Here is a 12,164-nt window from a genome sequence, read left to right as displayed (position 1 = left end):
GCCAGAGCCCAGATGCCCCCCGGTCTGGCCGACAGCGCGGATCATCTCCCCGCGCAATTCATCCGCCAGAGGCCGCAACTGCGCCGCATCGAACGCGCGCAAGTCCGCAGGAACATCGACCTGGTCGAGCAAAGGGGTGGCGACAACAGGAGTTGGGGTGACTGTCATGTCACGGCCATTACACTTTTCGCGCGGGGGTGTCGATTGAGGCGCAGCGCTGCTAGTGTGATCTGAGAGTTACACAACCCGGAGTTCGCCATGTCCTTGCCCGCCTCCAGCGCGCCGCTTTGTTTCATTGCCACCACCGATCGCGCGCGCGCCAAGCCGTTCTATGCCGATGTGCTGGGGCTGAAGCTGCTGGGCGAGGACGAGCACGCCGTCACCTTCGATCTCGGCAACCGCACACCGATGCGGTTGACCACGGTCGAGCATCATAGCGCCACCGGCTACACCGTGCTCGGCTGGCATGTTTCGGACATCAAAACGACGGTCCGTGCGCTGACGGCCAAGGGCGTGGCGTTCAAGGTCTATGACGGATACGGGCAGGATGCAGACGGCGTCTGGAGTTCGCCCGGTGGTGGTGCCTCGGTCGCGTGGTTCACCGATCCCGATGGCAACCTGCTGAGCCTCACACAGTTTGGCTGAAGCTGTTCAGTCGTTCGAGCAAGCCCCGCACAGTCCGCGCAATTCGACAACCGGGCGCACCTCGGCAAAGCCGGCGGTGCTCGCTGCATCCCGAAGCGCGCCGGTAAGCCTGTCATCATCGATGTGCGTCGCCTGGCCGCAGGCATCGCAGATCAGGAAGATGCAATCGTGAAGGCAGCCGGGGTGCGGGTTGGCGAGGTAGGCGTTGGCGCTCTCCACCCGGCGCGCCAGATTGGTCCGCACGAACAAGTCGAGGATGCGATAGACGCTGTTGGCCGCCACGCGCTTTTCGCGTGCCTTGCCCACGCTTTCGGCAATGTCGTAAGCCGACGCCGGGCGTTCGCAGGCGACAAGCGCCGCGAACACGTCGGCGCGCATCTCGGTCCACAACTCGCCCTGCGCCTCGAGCGCTTCGTGTGCGGCCGAGACCAGGTGCGCCCCGCTGAGATCGTGATGCGCATGTTCGTGAAGCGATGCCATGCCTGCCGCAATAGGCGCAGTGGCACCTCCGCGCAAATGCTCAGCCGCGGGTGAAATCGGCTTTCCAGTATTGCGGGAACATCCGCTTCAGCGCCGCCACTTTGGGCAAGTCCCACCGCGTGATGTAGGGATGATCGGGATTGTGCGCCGCGAAATCCTGATGGTAGCCCTCGGCCGCATAGAACGGACGGCCGGATTCGACCCGCGTGACGATCGGTCGATGCCACGGGTTCAGAACCTTGAGCTGCGCCAGGTAAGCCGCCGCCACGCGGTTCTGTTCGGGGCTCTGCGGGAACAGCGCATTGCGGTACTGCGTGCCCGAATCGGGGCCTTGGCGGTTCAGTTCGGTCGGATCGGTAACGACCGCGAAGAACACGCGCAGCAATTCGTCATAACGTACGATCCTGGGATCATACGTGACCTTCACTGCTTCCGCATGGCCGGTGTCGCCGTCGGACACGCGTTCATAAGTAGCGGTCGACGCGTTGCCGCCATCGAAGCCCGAAACCGCGCTGGTTACGCCCTTCATATGGCTGAACACCGCTTCGACGCCCCAGAAGCAACCGCCCGCGAATACCGCGGTCTTGAGCCCGGGGGTTTCACTGGCCTTGATCACGGCGGCGGGTGTCGCCACCGCGCCTTCGGCCAGCGCGGGCGAGCCCTGCATGCCGAAGCCGACGGTTGCGCCTGCCGCCAGCAAGGCGAGGCCGAGGCGGGAAATGGTCTTGGTCATCGGGTCTGTGCTCCAACGGTATGGGTGGCCGATGCCGCGATCTGCGCGCGCGCTTCGACGCCCATCGTCGCCACCAGGCCGGCGGTGCCGATCAGGAATCCGATCGCGAACGAGCGGTAAAGGTCTGATTTGAAGAGGCGCATGGCCGGTTCCTTGTCTCACTTGATTGGCATTTGCGGGTTTAAATGATTCGCGCTGAGCCCGCAGTGAACGCGGTCACCAGCAAACTGTGCACGGGATCACTTGGTGGGCACTCGGAACCGCTCAGGCAGCGAAGCGCACCCACACCGGGGCATGGTCCGAAGCTTTTTCCCGCCCGCGATGGTCCTTGTCGACGCCCGCCGCCACCAACTTGTCGGCCAGTTCGGGCGAGAGCAGCGCATGATCGATGCGAAAGCCGTGATCGCGCTGCCAGGCGCCCGCCTGGTAATCCCAATACGTCCAGCAGTGCCCGCGCGGGTGATGCAGGTCCAACGCGTCGGTCCAGCCATCGTTGACCAGCCGGCGCCAGGCATCGCGCGATTCGGGCTGCATCAGCGCATCGGTTTCCATCGCGCGGACCGAGGACGTGTCCTTGTCCTCGGGGATCACGTTGTAATCGCCGATCACCACCGCGGGCACTTCCTCGGCGCTGATCTCAGCCATTCGCGCGCGCAATCGCTCCATCCAGCGCAGCTTGTAATCGAACTTGGGGCCGGGCTGCGGGTTGCCGTTGGGCAGGTAGATGCACACCACGCGCACCCCGAAAACTTCGGCCTCAAGGTAGCGCGAATGCTCATCCTCGGGTTCGCCGGCCAGCCCGCGCTGGATTTCGACTGGTTTTGCGCCATCGGCCAGGATCGCGACGCCGTTGGAACCCTTCTGGCCGTGCCAGATGGCGTGGTAGCCGATCTTTTCGAATTCGGCGGCGGGAAAGCCTTCGTCCTGCGTCTTGATTTCCTGCAGGCAGGCAACCGCAGGGCGGGTTTCCTCAAGCCATTCGAGCAGGCGCGGCAGCCGCGCCTTGATGCCGTTGATGTTGAAACTGGCGATTTTCATGGAACTGGTCCGGCAGGTTGGGAATGCAGGCTATTCGGCGGGACTCGCCGGCCGGTTACACTGCGAAGCTGGAACCGCAACCACAACCCGCCGTAGCCTGCGGATTGGTCACCTTGAACGCCGCGCCGCCAAGCGATTCGACGAATTCCACGGTGCTGCCCGCGACCAGATCGAGGCTCATCGGATCGACCAGCAGCTTCACGCCATCGGTTTCGGCGACGGTGTCATCGGCTTCGGGCCGGTCGGCGAGGCCGAACTGGTACTGGAAGCCAGAACAGCCGCCGCCTTCGACCGACAGCCGCAACATGGCCGGTTTGGCCTGCTTGGCCGCGATCACCGCGACGCGCGCGGCGGCGCTGGGGGCAAGCGTGATCTGTGGGGCTGTTTCGGTCATGCCGGGAAGATAGGCGCTCGCCCGTCCACTCTCAAGCGCCGCACACGCGAATCACGCCGACTGGATGTATTCGCGCATCGCTTCTGCTTCGGCCTCGATACCGTCGATGCGGTACTTCACCAGGTCCCCGATCGAAACGAAGCCAAGCATTTTCCCGTCGGCCACCACCGGCAGATGCCGGATCCGCCGCCGCGTCATCAGCGACAGCGCGTGCAGCACGGGCATGTCGGGTTCGATCGAAATCGCCGGCGCGGTCATCACGTCGCGCACTTTCATCGCCAGCGCCGCGGCGCCGTGCGCTTTCAGGCAATACAGCACATCGCGTTCGGAGAAGATGCCCGCCACCGGCTCGCCATGATCTTCGACCGGCAAGGCACCGATGCGTTTGGTCGCGAGCACCGCCACCGCTTCGGCCACGGTGTCATCGGCGTGACATTTCCACACATCGCTTCCGCGACCGGCGATCAGCCTGGAAATCGTCATCGGCATCCTCCCTTGTGGTATCGCTGGCGTCTAAACCCTTTGGCTGGCATCGGCCCGCAAGGGCGATGTCGTTCGCGGCGATCATGCCAAATTTTGCGCCCATGCAAAAGCGTTCGTCGCAATATGCCATAATGGGCAGGCAAACGGGATTGCGGCCGTCACCAACCGCGCGCATCTGGGAAGGATGACTGCGCCTTCGCCGCTCGATGATCCCCACAACGCCACGCACGCCTGGGCGCATTACCGCCGGCTGCTGAAGTGGATGCTGCTGGCCAGCATGCTGACGGCCGCGGCGGCTGACACTTACCTTTACGGATCGGTCGGGATGGTTTCGATCCACTTCTTCATCGCCGCGTTCCTGGGCATCACGCTGACGATGATGCTGATGTCGGCGCTGATGGGGCTGGTGTTCCTGTCGAGCGGCACCGGCCACGACGAATCGATCGAAGACCCGCTGAAAGACCTGCACGACTGGTAGAGTGTCAGGGTGCAGGCGGGTTCAGCCGAAATTCCTCAACGGGAACGCCGCCGATCAGATGCTCCTGGATGATCCGTTCGAGCACCGGTGGCAGCGCCGAATGGTACCAGACCCCGCCCGGTTCTTGCGGAGAATAGACCACCGCCACCGGCCCGGCCAAACACACGCGCAAGCAGCCGACCTTGTTGCGCATCACCCCCTGCGGCCCGCCCAGCTTCAATTCGCCCAGCCGGCGCTTGAGGAAGTTCCACGCTTCAAGCGCGACTTCGTTGGGGCAGCACTTGGGCTTTTCGGCATCGGCGCAGAGGAAAATGTGCCGCTGCATGCGAAAGCCGCCCAGCAGCGCCAGCGCGGTTTCGGCTTCGGTGATGGTTGTCGGGTCGGTCATTTCAGCGCCCATTCCATCAGCGAATCCCGGAACGCCTGCGGCATCGGCGCCGAGCGCAGCCCGTCTGTGCAAACCAGGACCGAACGCGCAAACGAGATCGGCTGGCCTTCCTGCGCGAGGAACTGCACCACGCGCCAACTGCTGCGGCCGACGTCCTCGGTCGCGACGAAGGCGCTGACCGGGTGCGGGAAATGGCCTTGCGCCAGGTATTCGATCCCCACGCTCGCCACCATCGGCCGCAAGCCGCCGTCCATCACTTCGTTGATGCCGGTTGCCTGGCCGAAGCGCACGCGGGCATCCTCGAGCATCGTTGCGATCGCGACGTTGTTGATATGCCGGTTCGAATCCATGTCGGAAAACCGCGAGGTGATCTCGTGGCGAAAACGATAGCGCGCGCCATCGCGCAGCGCCGGATCGGGCTTGGCCATCGGATCAGGTCCCGCGACGGATGGTGGGCAGCAATGCCATCGGGATAGCGATGGGCATGTCGAGCAACTGCTGCGCCTTGCCCTTGGCCAGCGGGTCCAGCCTGAGGCTCGCCATCTGTCCGCCGCCGAGCGCATCGAGGAAATGGAAGTTGAGCGCGTTCAGCCCGGGCACTTCGTAGCGGCGCACTTCGGGATGCGCGCCGCCTTCGAATTCATGCGCAAACCATTGGCGCAGCGCGGGTTCGGTCAGTGCGGCGCGCAAATACGGCAGATATTCTGGCCGCCGCGCGATCACGCCGACGTTGAAGGCATCGCCCTTGTCGCCCGATCGCGCCCAGGCGAGATCGATCAGCGAAACTTCGACCGGATCGGTGGCCACGGTGGCCGCACCCGCTTCGGGCCGGACCAGTGCGGCGGTGTCGAATCGCGTCGAAGGATCGGGCACGGCCGTCGTTTCGCTGGCATCACCCAGCGTGATCGTCACTGGCACCGCGCCGCGCTCCACCGTGGTCGAGAATACCCGCAGCACCGGGCGCACTTCGGGCCGGCCGCCGAACCAGCCGGTGGTGCCGACCGCCATCGAGGTCGTCGGCGAATCGAATTCGCGGATGAAGCAGGCCATTGCCGCGGCGTCCTCGTGCTCCACGCCCACGCGGCACACCACTTCGCGCGTATCGCTGCCACGCGCGTTCGCGCCATAGCTTGCCTCGGCGCCGAGCAGTTCGATCCGTTTGGCGCGGAATGGCGCGAGGTTGCGTTCGCGCAGCATTTCCTCGACCCGCGTCAGCACGGCTTCGCTCTGGCGCTGGCCCTTGCGCGCGGCATCGCGGCCCACGATCGGCATATGCGCAAAGCAGCGCAAGCCATCCTTCCAACTGAGCGAGACCTTGTAGCGGCCGGACGGAGCATGGCCGATGCAGCCCGATACGCGCACGCGGTGCTCGCCCGCTTGCTCCAGCTTCAACGCGGTGAAATCGCACGTCACGTCGGGCAGCATGTAGGCTTGCGGATCGCCGACTTCATACAGCACCTGCTCGGCCACCACCGGCACAGAGACCAGCCCGCCGGTGCCTTCGGGCTTGGTTACCACAAAGCTGCCATCGACTTCGCATTCGACGATCGGGTAGCCGATATGCGCCCAGTCGGGCACTTGCTCCCAATCGGTGAACAGCCCGCCCGATCCTTGCGCGCCGCATTCGATCACATGCCCCGCCAGGCTGCCCGAGGCGAGCTGATCGAGATCGTCCGCACCCCAGCCGAATTCGTGAATCAATGGCCCGAGCGTCAGCGCCGAATCGACCACGCGGCCGGTGATTACCACGTCGGCGCCCATCGCCAGCGCGCGTGCGATAGGCGTCGCGCCGAGATAGGCGTTGGCGGTGACGATCTTGTCCTGCGGCGGAAACGGCGCGCCGGTGAACATCTCGCCGCCTTCTGCGGCCAGTTCGGGCAGGCGGCCGATCATCTCGTCGCCCTCGATCACCGCGATCTTGAAACTGAGCCCCGCCTCAGCCGCGATCGCCGCCATCCGTGCGGCGCAGGCTTGGGGATTGACCCCACCGGCGTTGGTGACGATTCGCGTGCCGGTCTCGCGGATCAGCCGCAGGTTGTCCTTCCACACCCATTCGGTGAAATCGAGCGCGTAGCCCGAATCGGCACGGGCCTGCCGCATCATGCCCAGCAGCGGCATCGTCGCTTCGGCCAGGTAATCGAGCGCGAGGTAATCGATCCCCGCCTTCATCAACTGCGCCGGCGCTACCGAGCTATCGCCATAGAACGCGCAACCGCCGCCGATGCGCACCACTTTTTCGCTCACTTGGTGGCGTCTGCGGTGTGGAGCCACTTCGACAGCCATGCAAACACGGTGCGATGCCATTGTAGCGAGTTCTTGGGCTTGAGCACCCAATGGTTTTCATCGGGGAATACCAGCAGTTCGCTCGGCACCCCGCGCCGCTGCGCCGCGGTGAACGCGGCCAGCCCTTGCGTGTAGGGGATGCGGAAATCCTTCTCACTGGTGATTACCAGCATCGGCGTGCGCCACTTGTCTACGTGATTGACCGGGTTCCATTTCTCGAACGCGGCCGGGTCCTCATAATACGTGCGGCCGCCATGTTCCCATTCATCGAACCAAAGTTCCTCGGTCTCGTAAGCCATTGCGCGGGCATCGAAAACGCCGTCGTGCTGGACGATGCACTTGAACTTGTCGGCCCACTGGCCTTCGATCCAGTTCATCATGTAGCCGCCGTAGCTGGCGCCCATCGCGCAGGCATTGCCGGTATCGACCGCCGGATCGAGCGCACCCGCCGCCGCAAAGCCCAGCTTGAGATCTTCCAGCGGCTTGCCGCCCCAATCGTTGCGGATCGCATCGGTGAAGGCCTGTCCGTAACCGGTGGATCCGTGGAAATCGACCGACACCACCGCATAACCTTGGCTCGCGACTACGCGTGGATTCCAGCGGTTGGACCAGGCATCGTTGAACGAACCTTGCGGTCCGCCGTGCACGTAAAGGATCGCCGGCAGCTTGCCCGAACTGGCTGGCCGAGAAACGGCCAACTTCGTGATCTGCCCCCACACGGTATCGCCGCCCGCGCCCTTGAAGCTGAAGCGGCGCGTGACGATCGGTGCCAGCGCGGCCAGCCGGCTGGCATCGAGATCGGTCAATCGCTGCGGCTTTACGCCGATCTTCGCCACGTAAAGCTCAGCCGGGGCTTCGATCGAATCGCGCTTGAACACCAACCGCCCATCGGCGAGCACGGTGACATCGCCGATATTGCCCTCTCGGCCCGGGAAGAACGTCAGCCGGGTGACCGCACCGCTCGTGGCATCGATGCGGAAAACCGGCGTATCGAGCACGTCTTCGGCCGTGGCCAGCAACGATTTCGAATCGCGGCTCCACGCCAGCGACGTCGGCGAACGGTCCCAGCCTTGCGTCAGCGCGCGGGTCTCTCCGCTGGCAAGATTGCGCAGCCACACCACCAGCCGGTCCGCCTCGTAGCGCGGGCGCGCCATCGCGGTCCACGCCAGCCACTTGCCATCGGGCGACAGCGCGGGGGTGTTGTCGGTCGCCTTGTTGGCCACGGTCAGGTTGCGCGGAGGCGAACCGTCGATCGGCGCCCACCACAAGTCGAGGTTGGTCGAAGTGGGCTCTTGCGCATCCGCCAGCCTCGCGGTGAAAACCACCGACTTGCTGTCGGCGCTCCAGCCGATCTCTCCGCCATCGCCGAACGGTTTGGTGGGCGCATCGCCGACAAGCCCGCCGCTGGCAGGATCGCCATCAAGCGCGCGTCCGGCGCCCACAACGCGGCCTTGCGCATCGAGATCGAACGCGAATACGCGGTTGTACTTGCCCGGCGTCGACCAGCTATCCCAGTGGCGCACGAAGCCGGTGCCATTGCGGAACAGGCGGCCGCTTCCCGGGCCAGGATGCGAGGTATCGCCATCGTCGGCACAACCGCCGAACGTCGCGCACGCGCGGCCCACTTCGCCCCACACCGCGATGTGCTTGCCATCGGGCGCGATCTTGAACCCGCCAGCATCGGTCTTGAACTGGCTGGCCGGCACCGGCGCGCCAACCGCCGCACCGCGTGCATCGAGCTTCACCGACCACGATTGCATGGTCTTGGCGGCGTCGGTCGCGGCGCCCGGCGCCTTGGCGCCGGCGAGGAAGTACAGCGTGCCATCGGGGGCGAAGGCCGGATCGGACACGTCACCATCGTATTCGAGTTTGATCGGGGTGGCCTGCCGACCATCGAGCGGCCGGGCGTAAAGCGCACGGGTGCGGGCATAAGTCAGCGGATCGGTGTGAGTCTGCTGCCACACCACCAGCTTGCCATCGGGCGATACCGCGCTGCCGCCCAGCCGTTCGAGCGTGATCAGGTCTTCCGCGCTCATCGGCGCGGCGGGCCCGGTATCGGTCTTGGCCTGGACGGAGTGGGACAGTGCGGCGAGCGCAAGCGCGGCGATGGGGGTGATCTTGGATACGGTCATGCGCGCAGCGTTAATCGCTGGCGGGCCGAACGCAATGGCAATCGAAGAGGACCGATTGCCGAGCGGGATCAGCCCTTCTTGCCGGCGATCCGCGCGATTTCGACCGCCACCAGCCGTTCGACCATCGCGGGCAGGTTGCTTTCGAGCCATTGCGCCAGCATCGGCCGCAGCAAATCGCGAGTCAGGCCTTCGAGCGAGGTTTCACCCGAACGCACGATCTGCGGAGCGACGCCCGGCTGCGACAACATCGCCAACGCGGCCAGCGATTCGCGCATGGAGGCGACGGCGGTTTCTGCCACGAGCGGCTTGGCGGAATCCTCGTCCATCGCGGCAGTTCCTTGGGTGTCCGGATCGTCGTCGTCGCGACCGGATTCGGCATCGCGATCAAACGCGCCGGGCCCGTCATGGCCTTGGGCGTCGGTCAGTTCGAGGACCGACTTTTCTTCGACCTTGGGTTCGGCGGCGGCTTGGGGTTGAACCGTCGGTTGCGGCATGGCCACCGAGGGCGCAGCGGGAATCGTGCGTTCACGCTGGGTGCGATGTTGCGCCGCTTCTTCGCGCGTATCGCGAGCGATCACTTTCTTGATCGATTCGAGGATCTCCTCGACCGAAGGTTCGCCCGCCTGGCGCATAAGCAGTGTTTCCCCCATCAGTCCAATTCCCCAACCGAGCGGCGATTTCGTCCGGTTCCCCCAGCCGACCAGTCAACGAATCGCCTAAGGCCCCGGTTCATGGACCGGGTATGGCACGAATTTTTGCATCTTGCGCGGGTGTGTCAACCGTACGGGTCGACTGCGCAACCGGCTCGCGATCGCGCGACCAGTCCCAGATCGCGTTGTGGACGCGTCGGTAGTTGGTATCCGGATCGTAGAGCTGGCCGCCCAGCACGCCCGGCGCATCGAGCCCCAGATCGCGCGCTTCGGCGCGGCCGATCGCCGAAATCAGGTTGAAACCGGCGACATAGGCATTGCGCCGCGCGGTCACCAACTGGACTTGCGCGTTGAGCAGTTCCTGTTCGGCGTTGAGGATGTCGAGCACGGTGCGGTTGCCCACGGTGCGTTCTGCGCGCACGCCTTCGAGGCTGAGCGCGGCCGCATCGACCGCGGTCTGGTACGTGGCGATCACGTCGGTGGCCGAGCGCCATGACGAATAGGCCGAGCGCACCCCGGCGATCACTTGCCGTTCAACGCCGATTTCCTGTTCGAGCGTCTGACTTTCGCGGGCTTGCGCCTGGCGCTGCTGCGCCGCGGGCAGACCGCCCTGAAAGATCGGGATCGACGCGCGCACGCCCACTTGCCCGGTCGTCTGTTTTTGCGTGAACGTGCCCGCCGGCACCGAACTGCCGCCCAGCGTGCCGATGAAGTTGGTGTAGTCCACCCCGCCGAACGCGCTGACCTTGGGCAACCGGCCCGCGCCCGCAACCTTCACGTCATAGCCCGCCGCCTTGCTGCGCAACTGGGCTGCAAGCAGGTCGGGGTTGTTCTGCAACGCGATGGCAACGGCTTCGTCGGGACTGGCAGGCAGCAGCGGGAGCGGGGGCGGGGGCGCCAGATCACCCGGCGCCTTGCCGACGATCTGGATGTACTTTTCGCGCGCCGACACGAGATTGGCCTCGGCGCCGCGCAAGTTGCCGCGCGCCAGTGCGAGGCGGGAATTGGATTGCGCGACATCGGTGCGGGTCAGGTTGCCGATTTCGAACTGGTCGCTGGTCGCCTTGTAGTTGACCACGAGCACGTCGACATTCTTCTGGTTGAGCCCGACCACTGCTTCGTTGGCGATCACGTCGAGATAGGCCGCGACGGTTTGCGTGAACACCGAACTTTCGGTCGACCGCAAATCATCTTTGCCCGCGTTCACGCGCGTTTGGGCCGCCTGAAGCGAGTTTCGCACGGCCCCACCCGAATAAAGCGGCACGCTCAGGTTCGCCTGCGCATCGAAATCGCGATCGGGCGAGGTGAAGCTGTTGGCGCTCTTCTTCACGAACTCGGTGTACGTGTTGGTGCCGCTGAGCGAGGGCAGCCCGGCCGATCGCGCGATCGGTACGCCTTCATCGACCGCGCGCTGGTTGGCGCGTGCGGCTTCGAGCGTTGGGTTGGACTTGTAGGCGTTGACCAGCGCATCGCGCAGATCATCGGCAAAGGCCGGAACCACCGCCGCTTGCGCGAGCACCGCGATGACGGCAGCGCCTCGCGCCAGGAATACACGACTGCGGCGCGTCAAGGTCAGAAGCTCCACTTCTTCTCGGCCGCAAATGCGGCAAGGACTGCGAAATCCGCCTCGCCCAGCGCGGCGAAAGCGACGCCTCCACCTGCCCCATTCGGCCCAGCCCCGCCCGACTTGCGCCCTTCGGCCAGCCGCGCCACGCCGCGTTGGATCAAGCCGGTGATGATCCGGCCATCGGGCGCAAGTTGATCGGCAATCGCCTGTGGCAGTTGCTCGATCGCGCCGTCGATCACGATCAGCGAATAGGGTGCCGCAGCCGCCCAGCCCGCCGTGAGCGGGCCTTCGTGCCATTCGCCACTGCGTTCGGGCGTGGCTGCCAGCAGTGCGGCATCGTCCTCGACCACCGTCAGCGAGCCGACCAATTGCATCAGCAATGCCGCCAGGTATCCGGTGCCGCCACCAATCAGCAGCGCGCGATCTTCAGTGCGCGTGGCCGCGGCTTCAAGCATCTGGCCATGCGTTACCGCAGGCGCCAGCACGCGTGCTCCGTCCAAAGGCACGGCCCGATCGGCATATGCCACCGCGCGGCGGTCCGCGCTCACGAAGGTTTCGCGCGCAACGGTGTTGAAGGCGTTCAGCACAGCGAGCGCATTGACACCGCTGGTGCGCAACTGGCTGTCGATCATGGCGCGTCGCGCTTCTGGCATGGCGCGCCGTGCATCTGGCATGGCGCGCCGTGCATCTGCCGGGGCCAGCCGTTCTTCCACCAAACTCATTGATCCCTCACTGGCGTCTCGAGCGGCGCATTCGCATTTCTGTATTGCACCAGCAACACACCACGACAAGCCAACATCGGGGCGGCATGTAGATTATCGCCTCCGAACCGCCAAGCGCTTTGCATGATCGGCACGGCGACGTTAGACACCGCAGCGGAGCTATTGGGCGAG

16 protein-coding genes are annotated in these 12,164 nt (G+C 65.1%); 2 read left to right on the top strand and 14 right to left on the bottom strand.

The genetic code is table 11. From position 1 onward, the window contains the following. A partial coding sequence (locus tag Q0R16_RS10480) for a 1-deoxy-D-xylulose-5-phosphate synthase N-terminal domain-containing protein (RefSeq protein ID WP_295635839.1) occupies positions 1-168 on the bottom strand: 168 nt, incomplete at its 3' end. A gap of 90 nt (positions 169-258) precedes the next feature. Here Q0R16_RS10480 and Q0R16_RS10475 point away from each other — a divergent pair. After that, on the top strand, positions 259-645 hold the full coding sequence (locus tag Q0R16_RS10475) for a VOC family protein (protein WP_295635835.1): 387 nt from the start codon (positions 259-261) through the stop codon (positions 643-645). 6 nt (positions 646-651) lie between these two features. Here Q0R16_RS10475 and Q0R16_RS10470 read toward each other — a convergent pair whose 3' ends face one another. From Q0R16_RS10470 to Q0R16_RS10445, 6 genes are all read right to left on the bottom strand, one after another. Continuing rightward, positions 652-1,125, bottom strand: a complete 474-nt coding sequence (locus Q0R16_RS10470; protein WP_295635834.1) for a transcriptional repressor — start codon at positions 1,123-1,125, stop codon at positions 652-654. Positions 1,126-1,165: 40 nt separating this feature from the next. Further along, on the bottom strand, positions 1,166-1,858 hold the full coding sequence (gene msrA / locus Q0R16_RS10465) for a peptide-methionine (S)-S-oxide reductase MsrA (protein WP_295635833.1): 693 nt from the start codon (positions 1,856-1,858) through the stop codon (positions 1,166-1,168). Further along, entirely contained in the window at positions 1,855-2,001 is a 147-nt protein-coding gene (locus Q0R16_RS10460) for a hypothetical protein (protein ID WP_295635832.1), read from the bottom strand. Before Q0R16_RS10460 ends, msrA begins: the two co-directional genes overlap by 4 nt. Positions 2,002-2,122: 121 nt before the next feature. Beyond that, positions 2,123-2,896 (bottom strand): exodeoxyribonuclease III, encoded by a 774-nt coding sequence (gene xth / locus Q0R16_RS10455; protein ID WP_295635831.1) that lies wholly within the window; start codon positions 2,894-2,896, stop codon positions 2,123-2,125. Between the two features lie 55 nt (positions 2,897-2,951). Then, positions 2,952-3,290: an iron-sulfur cluster insertion protein ErpA gene (gene erpA, locus Q0R16_RS10450; RefSeq protein WP_295635830.1), complete on the bottom strand. Its 339-nt coding sequence runs from the start codon at positions 3,288-3,290 to the stop codon at positions 2,952-2,954. A 51-nt stretch (positions 3,291-3,341) separates the two neighbouring features. Beyond that, positions 3,342-3,773 (bottom strand): CBS domain-containing protein, encoded by a 432-nt coding sequence (locus tag Q0R16_RS10445; RefSeq protein WP_295635829.1) that lies wholly within the window; start codon positions 3,771-3,773, stop codon positions 3,342-3,344. Positions 3,774-3,957: 184 nt separating this feature from the next. On the opposite strand from Q0R16_RS10445, the gene Q0R16_RS10440 reads away from it, so the two are divergent. After that, the gene (locus Q0R16_RS10440) at positions 3,958-4,251 is read left to right on the top strand and encodes a hypothetical protein (RefSeq protein ID WP_295635828.1); all 294 of its coding nucleotides are present in this window, start codon (positions 3,958-3,960) and stop codon (positions 4,249-4,251) included. A gap of 4 nt (positions 4,252-4,255) precedes the next feature. On the opposite strand, the gene Q0R16_RS10435 is transcribed toward Q0R16_RS10440, so the two are convergent. The 7 genes from Q0R16_RS10435 to Q0R16_RS10405 form a co-directional block, all read right to left on the bottom strand. Beyond that, positions 4,256-4,639 (bottom strand): (2Fe-2S) ferredoxin domain-containing protein, encoded by a 384-nt coding sequence (locus tag Q0R16_RS10435; RefSeq protein ID WP_295635827.1) that lies wholly within the window; start codon positions 4,637-4,639, stop codon positions 4,256-4,258. Further along, a complete protein-coding gene (locus Q0R16_RS10430) occupies positions 4,636-5,067 on the bottom strand; it encodes an acyl-CoA thioesterase (protein WP_295635826.1) in 432 nt (143 codons plus the stop codon). The genes Q0R16_RS10435 and Q0R16_RS10430 overlap by 4 nt, the downstream gene beginning before the upstream one ends. Positions 5,068-5,071: 4 nt before the next feature. Then, the gene (locus Q0R16_RS10425) at positions 5,072-6,883 is read right to left on the bottom strand and encodes an acyclic terpene utilization AtuA family protein (RefSeq protein WP_295635825.1); all 1,812 of its coding nucleotides are present in this window, start codon (positions 6,881-6,883) and stop codon (positions 5,072-5,074) included. Further along, positions 6,880-9,054, bottom strand: a complete 2,175-nt coding sequence (locus Q0R16_RS10420; protein ID WP_295635824.1) for a S9 family peptidase — start codon at positions 9,052-9,054, stop codon at positions 6,880-6,882. Before Q0R16_RS10420 ends, Q0R16_RS10425 begins: the two co-directional genes overlap by 4 nt. 68 nt (positions 9,055-9,122) lie before the next feature. Further along, positions 9,123-9,686, bottom strand: coding sequence for a DUF2497 domain-containing protein (locus Q0R16_RS10415; RefSeq protein WP_295635838.1), 564 nt, complete (start codon positions 9,684-9,686; stop codon positions 9,123-9,125). Positions 9,687-9,783: 97 nt separating this feature from the next. After that, positions 9,784-11,223, bottom strand: a complete 1,440-nt coding sequence (locus Q0R16_RS10410) for a TolC family outer membrane protein (RefSeq protein WP_295635837.1) — start codon at positions 11,221-11,223, stop codon at positions 9,784-9,786. A gap of 53 nt (positions 11,224-11,276) precedes the next feature. After that, on the bottom strand, positions 11,277-11,993 hold the full coding sequence (locus Q0R16_RS10405) for a protein-L-isoaspartate O-methyltransferase (RefSeq protein WP_295635823.1): 717 nt from the start codon (positions 11,991-11,993) through the stop codon (positions 11,277-11,279). Positions 11,994-12,164: the final 171 nt, after the last annotated feature.

Origin of the sequence: Novosphingobium sp., from assembly GCF_025351285.1 — a bacterium.
GTDB lineage: Bacteria > Pseudomonadota > Alphaproteobacteria > Sphingomonadales > Sphingomonadaceae > Novosphingobium.
The sequence above is the reverse complement of the archived record's forward strand: the minus strand, read 5'-3'. Positions and strand labels throughout refer to the sequence as shown.